The following is a 16,672-nucleotide window of genomic DNA, read 5'->3' as shown; positions in this document are numbered from 1 at the left end:
TTTGTAGATAATTCAGTTCATTTTCCTCTTGGCAGGCACCACTTCCTTTGCTATACTTATCTCAGTTGAATGACTGTGTATTTTCATCAACTGGGAATATATCTTCTTTTGTTAGTTGCCGTCCAAAGCTGGCTAACAAATCAGAAGATATATTTTTTTGCTTCTTTTTGATCCCATTCTTCTCCAGATAATAATACTCATACAACTGTTTCACAAAATCCGAGATCTGTGCCATCAGATAATGGTTCTTCTGCGCCTGGTCATCCCAGCTGCATGTATGGGTAATGCTTCCCTGCCAGTTCTTCTGCCGGTTAAATCCTTCATTCTCTATCTTCCAGCGCTTTCTTCCCGTTTCCGCCATCTTTTCCGCATTCCCTTTGGTAATCCTTATGCTGCTCAGCCATTGGAATTCTGTTGTTTCTCCAGCCTTTTCTTCCCGATATCTTAATACGTGTACCGGTTTGCCATCATAATCAATATCATTCACGAATTCGGCTTTCTCTGTTTTCCCTTTTTCCGGTATCTTTTCGTATTCTTCCGCTATGCTCGGAATACTTCCCTTTTTATACCGGATCAGGAATTCCCACTTATATTCCCTGCACAGATCCATAACCGGTTTTGATGCATACAGACTGTCTGCCAGCAGCAGGATCGGCAGCCGGGGAAATCTTTTCTTGATCCGTCCTGCCAATCGGGTAAATGCTTTGGTCTCACAATCCTGTTTGATCTCCTCCGCACTCATTTTTTCCTGGCGTTTCCGGTCTTCCCCGTTATTCTCGATGAATTCACTCCCTATACTGGCTACCAGCTTTTCTCCAAAGAAGATCTTCGCCTCCAGCACATCCCGGTGATACAGTGTGATCTCTTTGTCTGTTCCCTTATTACAGCACCGTTCCAGACAATGCTCATTCAGTTTTCTCTGTCCGCAGTATAGCTGTGTCCCATCCACTATGATCAGCCATTTTTTCTTATATCTTGCATCCTCAAAGCATCGTCTCCGGATCAGATGATACACCAGGTCCTGCTTGATTTCTTCCAACTCCATAGGAGCAAGCCTTTCCAGATACTCATTCTCTGTTACATGATGGGGAACGTATTCCCCGGCTTTTTCCCCTATAAATGCAGACAGATTTTTAGAAACCGTCTCTTCATTAAACTGTTCTGTCATCTCCTGCATACTGTCAATCCCCGCGATTCCCTTATAATATAAAGTCCCCAGCATCATCCGGTTTGTATATGTGATATAGCTCGGATGTCGGGGATCCTTTGTTTGGGCAAACTTCCAAAACAGCTGACTATAATATCTGTTTTGGATTTTATTAAGTTCTCTAATTGGATTTTTTTCAAGTTTCTTTTGTATTCTCTGTTCTTTTCTTCCCATTTCAGCCTCACCGCGAAAAAATTTTTTGTAATAATTCTATTTTCGCAGTGAAGCTGTGTATTTTCAATAGATTTAGTGCGAATTATTTTTACCTGTCAAAGCTGTGTTTCACGTGAAACATTTTTTATTATTTATCAGTTTATATGAAAATAATTGTTATGTTTAAATTTATTTATACTTGACATTTATAAAATGTTTCACGTGAAACATTAGAAGAATTAAGTCTTTATTTAGATATGTCGATGTAGTATAATAGAAGACAAATAACGAAAGCAGGTGAACAGGTGTGAGCATAAAGAAAAAACTCGGTACTGCAGCAATATTTACAGGCGCATTGCTAGGAACAATGCACGTAGTTAATCGCATTTTTAATTATATTTCTACAGCTGATAATCTATTAAACAACGACAACTATGAGTATTATGACTGGAGATTTGGAGAAATTGCGTATAAAAAAAGCGGATCCGGCAAACCAGTATTACTGATACATGATTTAAATGTATGTTCTTCATTATATGAATGGAATAAAATTGAAAAACGTCTTTCGAAAACAAATACTGTATATAGATTAGATCTTCTTGGATGCGGATGTTCTGACCGGCCAATACTTACATACACAAATTATCTGTATGTACAATTGATTACTGATTTTATAAAACATATAATCGGGGAAAAAACAGATATAATTGTATCAGGAGAATCCTCATCATTTGTATTAATGGCCTGTTCAAATGATGATTCGATAATCGACAACGTAGTGATGATCAATCCGTCTGATATTATTAAATTTGCAAAAATTCCTACAAAACGTTCTAAACTTATAAAATACCTTTTATATGCACCTGTCATAGGCACTTTTATATATAATATGAAAGTAAACAGAAGAACTATATCCGAAGCATTTGCTTCTTCCTATTACTATAATCAAAACGAAATTAATGAGGAAGATATACTTGCATTTACGGAAGCCTCCCAGAAAGACAAAACACATTCCAAGTTCTTATATGCAAGCCAGGTATCAAGATTTACAAATGCAAATATCGTCTGCTGTTTGAATAAACTGACCAATAGTATATTTATTATTACCGGAAACGCAAATCCGGAGAATATTCTTCTGGCTAATCAATACCAGAATTATCTGCCGTCCATTGAGATTATCGGGATTGAAAAAACAAAGAAAATGCCGCATATGGAAAAACCCGAAGAGTTTATAAATCAGATAAGAATTCTTTTATCCGACGAAGAATAAAACAAAAAAATCATAAAAAAGGAGCTTCCGAAGCATATCAATGTAACTTAGATAAATAAATGATATGTTTTCAGAAGCCCCTTTTTTATATTGTATTCTATAAGGGTTCTTTTGCAGGAATTCCCGCTTTGCGTGGATATTTACCGGGAGTATTTCTGATTTTGCTTATTTTAACAAGTGTTCTTCCCATATCCGTATCCGGAAGAACAAATTTATCCACATTTTCTATTTTTCCCCCCAGAATATTCAATGCATTTTCAGATTGTTTTATTTCCTCGTCTGCCGATACGCTTTTATAAGAAACAAAAGATCCTTTTTTTCTTACAAACGGAATGCAGTATTCACTCAAGGTAGAGAGATTCGAAACAGCCCGCGATACACACAAATCAAACACTTCTCTATATTCCCCTTTTTTCGCCATATCTTCCGCTCTTCCATGCACAGCATATATATCAGTAAGTCCCAATTCATCTATAACGGTATTCAAAAATTTTATTCTTTTATTCAAAGAGTCCAGAAGAACAACTTTGATATGAGGGTATGCTATTTTGATCGGAATACCGGGAAATCCCGCACCGGTCCCCACGTCTATAAGACACCGGATTTTTTTCATATCTATAACCTTTACAATAGTAAGACTATCTGTAAAATGTTTTAAGTTTACTTCATCATAATCAACAATTCCCGTAAGATTCATCACTTTATTCCACTCTACAAGCAGTCTGTAGTACTGATCAAATTGTTTTTTCTGATCATCCGTCAGGGTTATGCCGATTTTATCTAATTCTGATTTAAATCTGTCAGTCATTACTCTCCACTTTCTAATTACATTATTTAATTATAAAAATTTTCCAGTTTTATATACATCGAATTATGTGATATATTTATCACATAATTTAATATCATATCAAACATTCTGCTAAATCAGTCCGATATTTTTCTTATTGCAATAATAATATCATTCATGCTTCAGATAAACCAGAAGGACCGATACATCCGCCGGAGACACTCCTGATATTCGGGAAGCCTGTCCGATTGAAGCAGGACGTATCTGATTTAATTTCTGTTTTGCCTCAATCCTCAGACTTTTAATTTCATCATAATTAATATCGTCCGGTATTTTTTTATTTTCCATCTTTTTAAACTGTTCAACCTGTCTCAGCTGCCGTTTGATATAACCTTCATATTTGATATTTATATCCACCTGTTCCTGTACATCAGCAGGAAGTTCAGGACGTTCAGTATCAATCGGGGCAAGTTTTTCATAGGACAATTCAGGACGGCGCATCAGCTCAGCCAGGGTTGTTCCGGAGGTCAGCTCTGTGCTTCCAAAACTCTTCAGAACATCCTGAACGTTCCGGGAAGTTCCTACATTTACATGATTTACACGGGAAATTTCCCCTTCAATCATCTTCTCTTTATTTACCAGTTTCTCATATCTTTCATCGTCAATCAGACCGATTTCATGCCCCAGTCGGGTAAGCCGAAGATCTGCATTATCTTGTCTGAGAATAAGCCTGTACTCAGCTCTGGAAGTCATCATTCGATAAGGCTCATGGCTTTCCTTTGTAACAAGATCATCAATAAGAACCCCTATATATCCCTGGGAACGGTCAATTACAATTCCTTCTTTTCCCTGCAGTTTTCTTGCGGCATTAATTCCCGCGATCAGCCCCTGAGCCGCCGCTTCTTCATATCCGGAACTTCCATTAAACTGTCCGCCGCTGAAAAGTCCTTCAATTACCTTAAATTCCAGTGTACTTTTCAGCTGCCTGGCGTCAATGCAGTCATATTCAATTGCGTAGGCATTTCTTACAATTTTCGCATGCTCCAGTCCGGGTACACTTCTGTACATTGCATACTGAACATCTTCCGGAAGAGAACTGGACATACCTCCCACATACATTTCATTTGTAGAAAGTCCTTCCGGTTCTATGAACACCTGATGCCGGTTCTTGTCCGGAAATTTCACAACCTTATCTTCTATTGAAGGACAATATCTGGGACCCGTTCCCTCTATCGCGCCGGAAAATAGGGGAGATCTGTCAAGATTATTTCTTATAATCTCATGGGTTGTTTCATTAGTATAAGTAAGCCAGCAGGATACCTGATCAATCTGTACATCTTCCGGATCAGTTGTGAAAGAGAAAGGCACAACCCTTTCATCTCCTTTTTGCTCTTCCATTTTACTGAAATCAATGCTTTTTCCGTCAATTCTGGCCGGTGTTCCTGTTTTAAACCGGTACATTTTTATTCCGAGAGATTTCAGGCTGTCTGTAAGATAATTTGCGCTCTGGAGTCCGTTTGGTCCCGTATACGTGCTCACATCGCCATAAATACATCTGGCCTTAAGATAAGTTCCGGTACAGAGGACAACAGCTCGGCAGCGGTATACAGCTCCGGAATAGGTCTTTATTCCTGTTACTTTTCCGTCTTCTGCCAGAATATCCGTAACCTCCATCTGCTTAATATCAAGATTATCCTGATTTTCCAGAACACTCCTCATAGTACGGCTGTATGCAGCCTTGTCCGCCTGTGCTCTCAAAGAATGTACGGCAGGCCCCTTCGAGCGGTTCAGCATTTTCGACTGAATAAAAGTTTTATCTATCACTTTTCCCATCTCTCCGCCCAGAGCATCGACTTCCTTTACAAGATGTCCTTTGGAGCTTCCTCCGATATTCGGATTACACGGCATAAGCGCAATACTGTCTACGCTCACAGTAAATACCGCAGTACGAAATCCCAGTCTTGCACAGGCAAGAGCAGCTTCACATCCCGCATGCCCCGCTCCGACAACTGCAATATCGTAATGATCTTTATTTTCCCATACAAAATCTGCTGAATATTTCATTAATCAAATCGTCTCCTACTTCTTCTCCTGTAATACTTCCAAGCGCCTCATATGCATCCATCAGATCAATAGAATAAAAATCTTCAGGCATACCATTATCTATACTTTCAATCACTTTTTTCATACTTTCCACCGCGCGGCAAAGTGCGTCTTTCTGCCTGGCGCTGGTAATATAAATTTCCTCGTTAAAAGAAATATCCCCTTTTAGAAACATATCTTTTATAAGATCTCCCAGTTCGCTTATTCCTCTCTCCTCTGCAGCCGACACTTCAATAACAGGCGCATCCCCGGCTTTTTCTTCGATCATTTCCCGGGTAACAACCGGTTCCAGATCTGATTTATTCAAAAGAACAATCTTTTTCTTATCATAAATCATATCCAGAATTTTTTCATCGTTTTCATCAAGATTTCTGGAACTGTCCGCTACATAAATAACAAGATCTGCGTTTTCCACATAATCAACAGCTTTATCCACACCTATTTTTTCCACCTTATCATCCGTCTGTCTGATCCCTGCGGTGTCAACTACATTAAGTGTGATCCCCTGAAGATTAATCTGTTCTTCAATTACATCCCTGGTTGTACCTTCAATTTCTGTAACAATTGCTCTTTCATGTCCCGCAAGCACGTTTAAAAGTGAAGATTTTCCTGCATTTGGTTTTCCTACTATTACAGTCTGAATGCCTTCTTTGAAAACTTTTCCATTTCTATACGAATTAATTAATTTATTTAATTCGCATATTATTTCTTCTGCGTTTTTTCTTAATTTTGCATCATATCCTTCAAAACTATAGTGTTCCGGGTCGTCAAGAGCACTTTCTATAAACGCAGTCTGGTATATTATTTTATTTCTTATATCATTAATTCTATTTCTTATATTACCTTTTAATTGATTAACCGAATTTTTCAGAGCATAGTCATTGCTGGAGGAAATCAGATCGCCGACAGCTTCCGCCTGCGAAAGATCCATTTTTCCATTCAGAAATGCACGTTTTGTAAATTCACCCGGCTGCGCCGGACGGACTCCGCCGTGTCTGAGTACAGCGTCAAGCACTCTTGTTACCACATAAGTCCCTCCATGACAGTTTATCTCTACTGTATCTTCTCCTGTAAATGTCCGCGGACCTTTCATTACCATGACAAGAACCTGATCCACTGTTATGTCTCCGTCTACAATATACCCATAATGTATTGTATGGCTTTTACATTCCGATATTTTTTCTTTTCCGCGGAATATTCTGTCTGCGGCGGAAAATGCATCTTCACCGCTGATTCTTACGATTCCGATTCCCGCGTTCGTCATTCCGGTGGAAATTGCGGCAATTGTTTCTTTCTTCATAGAGGCATCCTTTCCTTCTGTTTTTAAAGCTGCTAACATAAATTTTCATGATAAAGACCGGTTTATAATCTTTAAAATTCCGGATAAGACAGATCTTATTCTCATAAAAAAGGACGTTTCCGTCTTCACGAAAGAATCCGTGAAGCGTTAACGTCCTTTCGCTTCAATCAGTTAATATCCTGTCTTATCTTTTCAAAGTAACAACAACTTTTCTGTAAGGCTCTTCTCCTTCGCTGTGAGTAGTCACATAAGGATCAGACTGCAGTGCCGAATGAATAATTCTTCTTTCATAAGGATTCATTGGCTCAAGAGAAACAGGTCTTCTCGTTCTCTTGACTTTGTGTGCAATATTTTTTGCCAGGTGTTTCAGCGTCTCTTCTCTTCTCGCGCGATAATTCTCAGTGTCAAGCTTTACTCTTACATATCCATCCTGATGCTTATTTGCGACACGGTTCGCAAGATACTGAAGCGCGTCAAGCGTCTGTCCTCTCTTTCCTATGAGAATTCCCATGTGCTCGCCTTTCATATCTACACACAGAGCGCCGTCACTGTCAATTCCGGAAGTAATTTCAACATCCATATTCATTGCTTTAAGTGTATCTGTTACAAATGTCTCAACAGCCTCTATTGTCTGAGGTTCAACCTCTGCAAGTTTATCTTTCTCATCCTTTTCATAAACTGTCTCAGGATCTTTTTCTGCTTCCCTGACTGTTTCCTTTTCTACAGCTTCTTTTTTGATTTCTTCCTTTTTCTGAGGCTTGTTTTCCGTTTTCTTTTCTTCTCTTTTTTCCTCTTTATATTTTTTCTCTTTTTTCTCTCTTACAGGCTTTTCACTTTTCATCTCTCCGAGAATGTCTTTTTCGGAAAATGTCTTAAATACATCTATTTTTTCTTCTGCAGGCTCTTCTTTTCTCCAGGCTTCAATTACAGCCTGTTTCATACCAATCCCGAGAAATCCGGCGCTTCCTTTTTCAATGACGTTATATTCCAGTTTGTCACTTGTTACGCCTAACTGGACGGAAGCCTCTGTAATCGCATCATCTAATGTCCTTGCTGATACCCTGATACTACCTTTCATTTTATTTCTTTCCTTTCTTTTCAGAAACCTTTTCAGATTCAGATGAGGATTGTTCCGATTTCTGGCCGTTGTTATATCTTGCAACAAGATTTGCCTTATCCGTAAGACTGCCGGGCTTTGCATTCTTAGCCAGCTCCTGTGCTCTCCTTATCTTTTCGTCATTTTCAGCCTGGCTCTTCTTTGATTTGGAAGAGCTGCCCACATTCCTTGTACTTGTTGTAGCCATTCTGTTGATTTCCTGTGCAGAGGTTCCCTTTTTCTCTATTTTCTTTTTCATCTTCTTCTGGTTCTCTGCAATAATATCTTCAACTGACTTTTTACTCAGATATTTATTAATCGCAATCTGCTGTACACATCTTACCGCCGCGCTCGCTACCCAGTAAAGACCAAGTCCTGCCGGAAGAGTAAAACCAAACACAACGGAAATCAAAGGCATTGTATATGTCATGGTCTTCATGGATCCCGCCATCGGATTATCCTTATCATCCATCATAGAACTGCCTGCCTGAGAAAGCTTCACACTGAGAAACTGTGTAAGGCCGGCAAGAACCGGGATAATAACCGCCAGAATAATACCGATAATGGAGAAATCTTTCAGCGCGTCCATAAGAAGATTCCAGGGATGTGCTCCGATATTTACTCCCAGAAACTGATTCAGATTATCAATCTGATCTCTTGTGCTGTTTACAAGGCTCTCTACCTGAGGAATCTTATCAATCAGAGTATTCCATGTAGCGTCCTGGAATTTATAAAGCGCTTCTACAAGAGTATTGGCCTGGGAATAATCGTAAGACCCCGGGCTCATCAGAACAGGACTTGCTTCCCCTATTTTTTCCATAATAGCCTGAGAACCTGCAACACTCTGAATCTTCTCAACAAGAGGCATGTAAACATCATGCACTTTGTCTACATATCTCGGAATATTCTGAACGACCGGATACAGACCGAAAAGAAACAGCATCTGGATCAGAGAAGGAAGACATCCGCTGGACATTTTTGTTCCGTATTTATCATATACGGCATTCATCTCTTCCTGCTGCTTCAGCATAGAAGCCTGATCTCTTTTTCCTTCATACTTTTTCTGAATCTTTCTGATCTCCGGCGTCATTACGCTCTGCATTTTTGTAAATTTCTGCTGCTTGATCGTAAGCGGAATCAGAAGCGTATACACGATAATTGTAAAAATAATGATACTCACGCCGATATTTTCAATTCCTATGGCGCTGAGTACATTATAAATACCATTCATAACTTTTCCCAGCAGCCAGGATATCTGACTTATGACCGGCCAGTCATAAATCCCGGCAGCTAATAGTCCGTTAAATTCCATTACTCATCCTCCTTAAGGTACCGGATCATATCCGCCTTTTGAAAATGGGTTGCAGCGCAGAATTCTCCATACAGCCATAAGGCCTCCTTTAAAAGCTCCGTACTTTTCTATAGCTTCAAGACCGTACTGTGAACAGGTCGGATAATATTTACAGGTACTGTATCTTTTCATTCCGGACAGATATTTTCTGTAAAATTTAATCATCCCGATAAGAATGCGTTTCATTCGCGCCACTTCCTTTTCAATCTATAAAACATTTATGAAGTTTTCCGAGGTGGAGCAGTGCACTTTCAATTTCATGATAACTTTTTCCTTTTGCACTTGTTCTTGCAATCACTATTATATCAAATCCACGACGGAAATGTTCTTCTGACATTCGATAGCTTTCTCTTATCAGACGTGTAAGCCGATGTCTTACTACACTGTTTCCCACTTTTTTACTTACTGAAATTCCCAGTCTGTTTCTATTAAGTTCATTTGGAAGCAGGTACATTACAAGATAATGATTTGCCAGGGATTTCCCTGTTTTGTATACAGTCTGGAAATCCTTGTTTTTCTTTAAAGATTCAGAATACTTCATTCATGACCTCTTTAATTAAATAAACGATTGAAAAAAATAATTGAATAGAAGAAAAGGCCACATATCTGCGGCCTAAGCTGATAACTGTTTTCTTCCTTTTGCTCTTCTTGCAGCCAGAACTTTTCTTCCGCCTGCTGTGCTCATTCTTGCTCTGAAGCCGTGAACTTTAGATCTTGATCTCTTTTTCGGCTGAAATGTCATCTTCATACCCTTACACCTCCCTTTAGCTGATATACTTTATAATAAAGTATTCACATAATTAACAATTTCTTTTTTGCGTCAATCACTATATATCCGAAAGGACGCTGCCCATAATTATAGTGAAAAAAGCTGCACAAGTCAAGCAAAATACGCTTTTTTACCTCCTGGAATACATTTTATTTCTTTTTATTTTCGTCATAAAGTCATCATAAACTTTTTCTATTATTTATTCCATTAAATTATCAACATGATATTTCACAGTTATCCACAAGTTATCAACAAATGTGAATAACTTGTGGATAACTGTGAAATATCATGTTGATAACAATATTTTTCTTTGTCTAACCTTTGAAAACAAAGCATTCTATGTGTTCATAACTTTATAAACATTGATTTTTCGTTGCTTACGATCTGTTTTTGATGTAAAATGTAATAGAGAGATTTTGCCTTAATATCTCTCTATTATATTGATTAGGAGTTACTTTCGATGAACATTGTGGAACAAAATTGGGATCAGATACTTAATAAGATGAAGCTTGAATACTGCTCATCCAATATTTCTTATAATACGTGGATCGCTCCTCTGACAGTGTATGAAATCAGGGATAATACAGTCTATATTCTTGTCAAACTCAGGGCAAGTCTGGAGCATATTGAAGAAAAATATCTGCTTCCTTTTAAAGTGTGCATCGCTGAGGTAACAGGAATAGAATATGAAGTGGCATTTGTCACAGATAATCAGACTACCATACAGGAAAAACGTGATAACACGGTAAAAAGAAATCGTGTAAACGCGATCTACGAAAAAGCGAACCTGAATCCGAAATATACCTTTGATACATTTGTAGTAGGAAGCAATAACAGTTTCGCGCACGCAGCTTCACTGGCTGTTGCAGAATCACCCGGAGAAATCTACAATCCTCTGTTTATATACGGAGGAGTAGGACTTGGAAAGACGCATCTGATGCACTCCATCGCCCATTTTATTCTTGAGAATGATCCTTCCAAGAAAGTTCTCTATGTAACAAGTGAGGCATTTACAAATGAACTGATTGACGCTCTTAAAGTCGGAAAGAACGGCAACGAACTTGCCATGACTACATTCCGGGAAAAATACAGAAATAACGATGTCCTTCTTATTGACGATATTCAGTTCATAATAGGAAAGGAAAGTACGCAGGAAGAATTTTTCCATACTTTCAATCACCTTCATGTATCAGGCAAACAGATTATCATCTCAAGTGATAAACCGCCGAAAGATATTGAAACTCTTGAAGCACGGCTCCGTACACGATTTGAATGGGGACTGATTGCGGATATTTCTTCTCCTGACTATGAAACAAGAATGGCTATTCTTCGGAAAAAGGAAGAACTGGACGGTCTGGAGAGATATCATATACCAGATGAAGTTATGCAGTATATCGCAAATAATATAAAATCCAACATCCGTGAGCTGGAAGGATCGCTTAATAAGCTGATTGCGCTGTCAAATCTGGAAAATAAGCCCATCGACATTCCTCTTGCGGCCGAAGCTCTTAAGGATATGATTTCTCCGGATAATACAAGGGTTATCACACCTGAGCTGATTATAGACGTAGTATCCGAACACTTTAATATCTCACCTGCTGAGATCAAAGGAAAGAAAAGAAACGCGGAAATCGTACTTCCGCGGCAGATCGTCATGTATCTGTGCAGAACCATGACAGATACAGCTCTTAAAACAATCGGCGTTATTCTGGGCGGAAAAGACCACGCATCAATCAGCCACGGCGTAAAAAAGATCGAAAATGATCTTAAGACAGATGAAGCACTTAACAATACCGTAAACATTATTAAAAAGAAGATCAATCCTCTTTAAAGTATAATTGCAATAACTTAAAAACCGGATTTTAAATGTTGAAAAAAAGAAGATAAAAGTGGATAAGTATGTAGATAACCTGTAAATATCCTGACAGTAACCTGAGAATAAAAAATAGTGCAATTCATATCATCTGAATTTTACACACCTGTTTCACACGGTTCCTACACGAAATCAACAGGGTTATCAAAACGGACAAACCGTGTAACCACAAGGCTTTAAAGGGGTTTTCAACATATTCACAGCCCCTAATAAGACGGATACGGAATTGATATTATAAAAAAATATATAAAGCACACGCGGCTGAGATTTTTACACACTGTGAAAGGAGTTATCACCATATGAAAATTATCTGTACAAAATCCAATCTTGTAAAAGGAGTAAGCATTGTTTCAAAAGCAGTTCCTTCAAAAACGACGATGCCGATTCTCGAATGTATTCTTATTGACGCATCAACAGATGTTGTAAAACTGACTGCAAATGATATGGAACTTGGAATAGAGACGACCATTGACGGAGAAATCTCAGAGAGAGGCATTCTCGCAATTAATGCCAGAATCTTTTCAGAGATTGTCAGAAAGCTTCCTGACAGTGATGTTGTGATTGAATCAATTAATGACAGCCAGGCAATTATTACCTGTGAAAAAGCAAAGTTTAATATTGCTGCACAGTCGGGTGAAGATTTTGCTTATCTGCCTTCGGTGGAAAAGGATGATTTTATTACAGTCTCTGAATATACACTCAAAGAAGTGATCAGACAGACGATCTTTTCCATAGCTGACAGTGACACAAATAAGATGATGACCGGAGAACTTTTTGAGATTGACGAAAATATTTTAAAGGTGGTATCTCTTGACGGACACAGAATCTCCATCCGTAAGATTGAGCTGAAGGACTCCTACTCTCCGAAGAAAGTAATCGTTCCGGGCAAAACTCTTCAGGAGATCAGCAAGATCGTAGGAGGAGAGGCAGAATCGGATGTTGACATCTCATTTACGAGAAATCACATCGTGTTTGAATTTGACAGAACTGTAGTAGTATCCAGATTGATTGAAGGAGAATACTTCAAGATCGATCAGATGCTTTCAAGTGATTATGAGACCAAGGTAAAAATCAATAAAAGAGAGCTTCTTGACTGTATTGACCGTGCGACTCTCCTTATCAAAGAAGGGGATAAGAAGCCGATCATTATTGATATCAGGGACGACTCCATGGAGCTGAAAATCAAATCTCAGGCCGGATCCATGGATGAGGTAATTCTCTGCGCGAAAGAGGGAAGAGATCTGCTCATCGGATTCAATCCCAAATTTTTGATTGACGCTCTCAGAGTCATTGACGATGAAGAGGTTGACCTGTATTTTATGAACGCAAAAGCGCCGTGTTTTATCAAGGATGAGGCTCAGAGTTATATTTATCTGATTCTTCCTGTTAATTTTAATGCAGCGGTATAGGAAAGAGGAAAAATATGCAGACATTCAGATTGAGAGCCGGAGATGAATTTATCCGGCTTGGACAGGTTTTAAAGGCATCTGCGATAGCGGAAAGCGGTGCAGATGCAAAAGATATGATCCAGAGCGGTATCGTAAGTGTTAACGGTGAAAATGAGACGAGAAGAGGAAGAAAATTGTATCCGGGTGATACCGTCTCTGTGAATGGAGAAGAGCTTCAGATCCAGGCCGCTCTTTAGACTGCTTTACAAAAAAATGGGAAAAGTGTAGAATAATTGCAATGATAATCAAATCTTTAAAGCTGAAAAATTACAGAAATTATGAGTTATTAGATTTGAACTTTGATCCAAAGACAAATATTCTGTACGGGGACAATGCACAGGGAAAGACAAATATTCTTGAGGCACTTTATCTGTCCGGAACAACCAAATCTCACAGAGGAACAAAGGACAGAGATATCATCCGTTTCGGATGCGATGAATCACATCTGGAAACTGTCGTCGAAAAAAAAGGCAGCTGTTTTCAGATCGATATGCACCTGAAAAAAAACAGTCCGAAAGGAATAGCCATTGATAAAATACCGATACGCAAGGCGAGTGAGCTTTTCGGCATTGTCCATTTTGTGTTTTTTTCTCCCGAAGATCTCAATATCATAAAAGAAGGACCGGCGGGACGGCGAAGGTTTATTGATCTGGAGCTGTCCCAGCTTGACAGGATATATCTGAATAATCTTTCAAACTATAACCGGGTCATAAATCAGAGAAATTCCCTGTTAAAAGAAATATACGACAAGGACAATCTTATAGATACTCTGGAAATATGGGATATGCAGCTTGTGGAATATGGTACAAGAGTTCTGGAGAGAAGAAAACAATTTATAGAGCAAGTTAATGAAATAATTTCTGATATGCATTATAAGTTAACCGGAGGAAAAGAAAAAATCTCTCTTATCTATGAGGACAGCACAGGAAATATGTCTCTGGAAAATGTGCTGAAGAAAAACCGGGAAAGAGATATAAGGATGAAAAGTACTTCGGCAGGTCCTCACAGAGATGATGTGTGTTTTGTGACGGATAAAGGGCTGGATATCAGAAAATTCGGTTCTCAGGGACAGCAGAGGACAGCCGCTCTGTCACTGAAACTTTCAGAAATAGAGCTTGTAAAACAGGTGATTCACGATACGCCAATTCTGTTACTTGATGATGTTTTGTCTGAACTGGACAAACACAGGCAAAACTATTTATTGGACAGTATCCATAATATACAGACTATCATCACGTGTACCGGGCTGGATGAATTTGTAAATCACAGATTTTCAATTAATAAAATATTTCATATCAGAAATGGACAGGCAGTAAAAGCAAATTAGGAGGTTAATAAATGGGTGCATCAGGTACAGAATTTGACGCTGAATATGGAGCGGATCAGATCCAGATCCTGGAAGGTCTGGAAGCGGTAAGAAAAAGGCCGGGTATGTATATCGGCAGCACTTCTGTGAGAGGACTTCATCATCTGGTATATGAGATTGTTGATAATTCCGTTGATGAGGCTCTGGCAGGATATTGTGATGAGATACAGGTGGATATCAATAAAGATAATTCCGTTACTGTAAATGATAACGGACGTGGAATTCCTGTCGGAATTAACCATAAGGCAGGACTGCCGGCAGTGGAGGTTGTATTTACTGTTCTTCATGCAGGAGGAAAATTCGGAGGAGGAGGATACAAGGTATCCGGAGGACTCCATGGAGTAGGAGCCTCTGTTGTAAACGCTCTTTCTGAATGGCTTGAAGTGGAGATATACCATGAGGGAAAAATATACAAACAGAGATATGAGAGAGGAAATGTCTGCTATAGACTGAAAGTTGTGGGAGAATGTGAACCGGACAGAACGGGAACGAAAGTCACATTTCTTCCGGATAAAGAGATCTTTGAAGAGACTGTATTTGACTATGACACATTAAAACAGCGTTTCCGTGAGATGGCATTTCTGACGAAAGGTCTCAGAATCGCGTTAAGGGACTGGAGAGGAGAAGAACTCCACGAACATATTTTCCACTATGAGGGAGGAATCAAGGAATTTGTCACATATCTGAACAAGAGCAAGACTCCCCTCTACGATCAGATTATTTACTGTGAAGGATCAAAGGACGGCGTTCAGGTTGAAGTCGCCATGCAGCACAATGATTCCTACAGTGACAATACCTATGGATTTGTAAATAATATTACGACTCCTGAAGGAGGAACCCATATTGTGGGATTCCGGAATGCCCTGACAAAGACATTCAATGATTATGCAAGAAAAAACAAGCTGTTAAAAGACAGTGAGCCGAACCTTTCCGGCGAGGATATCAGGGAAGGGCTGACTGCGATTATCAGTGTAAAAATAGAGGATCCTCAGTTTGAGGGACAGACAAAACAGAAGCTTGGAAACAGTGAAGCAAGAGGAGCTGTGGACAATATAGTAAGTAATCAGCTTGAAATATTCCTGGAGCAGAACCCGAATGTAGCCAGGATTACAGTTGAAAAATCTGTGATGGCTCAGCGGGCAAGGGAAGCGGCGAGAAAGGCAAGAGATCTGACGAGAAGAAAATCAGCTCTTGAGGGATCTTCTCTTCCCGGAAAACTTGCGGACTGTTCTGATAAAGATCCCGCAAACTGCGAGATTTACATCGTAGAGGGAGATTCTGCCGGAGGTTCCGCAAAGACGGCCAGAGACAGGGCAACACAGGCTATCCTTCCTCTGAGAGGAAAGATTCTGAATGTGGAGAAAGCACGTCTTGACAAGATTTACGCAAATGCGGAAATAAAGGCAATGATCACCGCCTTCGGCACAGGTATCCACGATGATTTTGATATATCAAAACTCAGATATCACAAAATCATTATTATGACAGATGCCGATGTGGACGGTGCTCATATCAGTACTTTATTATTAACATTCCTTTATCGTTTTATGCCGGATCTGATAAAGGAAGGATATGTTTATCTGGCTCAGCCTCCGCTGTATAAGCTGGAAAAAAACAAAAAGGTATGGTACGCATACAGTGATGAAGAGCTCAACCAGATTCTTCTTGAGGTCGGACGCGACAGCAGTAATAAGATCCAGAGATATAAAGGTCTGGGAGAAATGGACGCGGAACAGCTCTGGGAGACAACCATGGATCCGGAACACAGAATTCTTCTCCGCGTGACAATGGACGAAGAAACATCTTCCGAACTCGATCTGACTTTCACTACTCTTATGGGAGACAAAGTTGAACCGAGACGAGAATTTATCGAAGAAAACGCAAAATACGTTAAAAACCTGGATATATAGTGATTTAACAGTGACAGAAAAGCAAAATTTAAAGGAGAT

The 16,672-nt window shown here is 39.2% G+C and carries 15 protein-coding genes; 6 read left to right on the top strand and 9 right to left on the bottom strand.

Annotation, left to right across the window (positions count from 1 at the left end; all coding sequences use genetic code 11):
- Nucleotides 1-61 precede the first annotated feature (61 nt).
- Nucleotides 62-1,381 (bottom strand): transposase, encoded by a 1,320-nt coding sequence (locus tag AC0QUU_RS02500; RefSeq protein ID WP_474541810.1) that lies wholly within the window; start codon nucleotides 1,379-1,381, stop codon nucleotides 62-64.
- 286 nt (nucleotides 1,382-1,667) lie between these two features.
- On the opposite strand from AC0QUU_RS02500, the gene AC0QUU_RS02495 reads away from it, so the two are divergent.
- Complete coding sequence (locus AC0QUU_RS02495) at nucleotides 1,668-2,630, top strand: alpha/beta hydrolase (RefSeq protein WP_474544449.1); 963 nt, start codon at nucleotides 1,668-1,670, stop codon at nucleotides 2,628-2,630.
- Between the two features lie 97 nt (nucleotides 2,631-2,727).
- Here AC0QUU_RS02495 and rsmG read toward each other — a convergent pair whose 3' ends face one another.
- The 8 genes from rsmG to rpmH all read right to left on the bottom strand — a co-directional run bounded on the left by rsmG (nucleotide 2,728) and on the right by rpmH (nucleotide 10,015).
- Nucleotides 2,728-3,438: a 16S rRNA (guanine(527)-N(7))-methyltransferase RsmG gene (gene rsmG / locus AC0QUU_RS02490; protein WP_474544448.1), complete on the bottom strand. Its 711-nt coding sequence runs from the start codon at nucleotides 3,436-3,438 to the stop codon at nucleotides 2,728-2,730.
- Between the two features lie 150 nt (nucleotides 3,439-3,588).
- Nucleotides 3,589-5,481 carry a tRNA uridine-5-carboxymethylaminomethyl(34) synthesis enzyme MnmG gene (gene mnmG / locus AC0QUU_RS02485; RefSeq protein ID WP_474544447.1) on the bottom strand — a complete coding sequence of 631 codons (1,893 nt, stop codon included), beginning with the start codon at nucleotides 5,479-5,481 and terminating at the stop codon, nucleotides 3,589-3,591.
- Entirely contained in the window at nucleotides 5,447-6,820 is a 1,374-nt protein-coding gene (gene mnmE, locus AC0QUU_RS02480) for a tRNA uridine-5-carboxymethylaminomethyl(34) synthesis GTPase MnmE (RefSeq protein ID WP_474544446.1), read from the bottom strand. Before mnmE ends, mnmG begins: the two co-directional genes overlap by 35 nt.
- Before the next feature lie 184 nt (nucleotides 6,821-7,004).
- The gene (jag, locus tag AC0QUU_RS02475; RefSeq protein WP_474544445.1) at nucleotides 7,005-7,898 is read right to left on the bottom strand and encodes an RNA-binding cell elongation regulator Jag/EloR; all 894 of its coding nucleotides are present in this window, start codon (nucleotides 7,896-7,898) and stop codon (nucleotides 7,005-7,007) included.
- 1 nt (nucleotide 7,899) lies between these two features.
- Nucleotides 7,900-9,228 carry a YidC/Oxa1 family membrane protein insertase gene (locus AC0QUU_RS02470; protein ID WP_474544444.1) on the bottom strand — a complete coding sequence of 443 codons (1,329 nt, stop codon included), beginning with the start codon at nucleotides 9,226-9,228 and terminating at the stop codon, nucleotides 7,900-7,902.
- A gap of 12 nt (nucleotides 9,229-9,240) precedes the next feature.
- Nucleotides 9,241-9,453 carry a membrane protein insertion efficiency factor YidD gene (yidD, locus tag AC0QUU_RS02465; RefSeq protein WP_474544443.1) on the bottom strand — a complete coding sequence of 71 codons (213 nt, stop codon included), beginning with the start codon at nucleotides 9,451-9,453 and terminating at the stop codon, nucleotides 9,241-9,243.
- Nucleotides 9,454-9,469: 16 nt separating this feature from the next.
- Entirely contained in the window at nucleotides 9,470-9,808 is a 339-nt protein-coding gene (rnpA, locus tag AC0QUU_RS02460) for a ribonuclease P protein component (protein ID WP_474544442.1), read from the bottom strand.
- A 72-nt stretch (nucleotides 9,809-9,880) separates the two neighbouring features.
- A complete protein-coding gene (gene rpmH, locus AC0QUU_RS02455; protein ID WP_004613283.1) occupies nucleotides 9,881-10,015 on the bottom strand; it encodes a 50S ribosomal protein L34 in 135 nt (44 codons plus the stop codon).
- Between the two features lie 481 nt (nucleotides 10,016-10,496).
- On the opposite strand from rpmH, the gene dnaA reads away from it, so the two are divergent.
- The 5 genes from dnaA (at nucleotide 10,497) to gyrB (ending at nucleotide 16,633) form a co-directional block, all read left to right on the top strand.
- Complete coding sequence (dnaA, locus tag AC0QUU_RS02450) at nucleotides 10,497-11,867, top strand: chromosomal replication initiator protein DnaA (protein WP_474544441.1); 1,371 nt, start codon at nucleotides 10,497-10,499, stop codon at nucleotides 11,865-11,867.
- Nucleotides 11,868-12,208: 341 nt separating this feature from the next.
- On the top strand, nucleotides 12,209-13,318 hold the full coding sequence (dnaN, locus tag AC0QUU_RS02445) for a DNA polymerase III subunit beta (protein ID WP_474544440.1): 1,110 nt from the start codon (nucleotides 12,209-12,211) through the stop codon (nucleotides 13,316-13,318).
- A 14-nt stretch (nucleotides 13,319-13,332) separates the two neighbouring features.
- Nucleotides 13,333-13,554 (top strand): RNA-binding S4 domain-containing protein, encoded by a 222-nt coding sequence (locus tag AC0QUU_RS02440; RefSeq protein WP_474544439.1) that lies wholly within the window; start codon nucleotides 13,333-13,335, stop codon nucleotides 13,552-13,554.
- A gap of 41 nt (nucleotides 13,555-13,595) precedes the next feature.
- Nucleotides 13,596-14,684 carry a DNA replication/repair protein RecF gene (recF, locus tag AC0QUU_RS02435; RefSeq protein WP_474544438.1) on the top strand — a complete coding sequence of 363 codons (1,089 nt, stop codon included), beginning with the start codon at nucleotides 13,596-13,598 and terminating at the stop codon, nucleotides 14,682-14,684.
- An 11-nt stretch (nucleotides 14,685-14,695) separates the two neighbouring features.
- Nucleotides 14,696-16,633 (top strand): DNA topoisomerase (ATP-hydrolyzing) subunit B, encoded by a 1,938-nt coding sequence (gene gyrB, locus AC0QUU_RS02430; RefSeq protein WP_474544437.1) that lies wholly within the window; start codon nucleotides 14,696-14,698, stop codon nucleotides 16,631-16,633.
- Nucleotides 16,634-16,672: the final 39 nt, after the last annotated feature.

It is taken from the genome of Mediterraneibacter sp. HA8405, from assembly GCF_056148955.1.
The sequence above is the reverse complement of the archived record's forward strand: the minus strand, read 5'-3'. Positions and strand labels throughout refer to the sequence as shown.

Coding starts and splice junctions, on each gene's coding strand:
- AC0QUU_RS02500 (WP_474541810.1), bottom strand. CDS start 1,381: ATGGGAAGAAAAGAACAGAGAATACAAAAGAAACTTGAAAAAAATCCA.
- rsmG (WP_474544448.1), bottom strand. CDS start 3,438: ATGACTGACAGATTTAAATCAGAATTAGATAAAATCGGCATAACCCTG.
- mnmG (WP_474544447.1), bottom strand. CDS start 5,481: ATGAAATATTCAGCAGATTTTGTATGGGAAAATAAAGATCATTACGAT.
- mnmE (WP_474544446.1), bottom strand. CDS start 6,820: ATGAAGAAAGAAACAATTGCCGCAATTTCCACCGGAATGACGAACGCG.
- jag (WP_474544445.1), bottom strand. CDS start 7,898: ATGAAAGGTAGTATCAGGGTATCAGCAAGGACATTAGATGATGCGATT.
- AC0QUU_RS02470 (WP_474544444.1), bottom strand. CDS start 9,228: ATGGAATTTAACGGACTATTAGCTGCCGGGATTTATGACTGGCCGGTC.
- yidD (WP_474544443.1), bottom strand. CDS start 9,453: ATGAAACGCATTCTTATCGGGATGATTAAATTTTACAGAAAATATCTG.
- rnpA (WP_474544442.1), bottom strand. CDS start 9,808: ATGAAGTATTCTGAATCTTTAAAGAAAAACAAGGATTTCCAGACTGTA.
- rpmH (WP_004613283.1), bottom strand. CDS start 10,015: ATGAAGATGACATTTCAGCCGAAAAAGAGATCAAGATCTAAAGTTCAC.
- dnaA (WP_474544441.1), top strand. CDS start 10,497: ATGAACATTGTGGAACAAAATTGGGATCAGATACTTAATAAGATGAAG.
- dnaN (WP_474544440.1), top strand. CDS start 12,209: ATGAAAATTATCTGTACAAAATCCAATCTTGTAAAAGGAGTAAGCATT.
- AC0QUU_RS02440 (WP_474544439.1), top strand. CDS start 13,333: ATGCAGACATTCAGATTGAGAGCCGGAGATGAATTTATCCGGCTTGGA.
- recF (WP_474544438.1), top strand. CDS start 13,596: ATGATAATCAAATCTTTAAAGCTGAAAAATTACAGAAATTATGAGTTA.
- gyrB (WP_474544437.1), top strand. CDS start 14,696: ATGGGTGCATCAGGTACAGAATTTGACGCTGAATATGGAGCGGATCAG.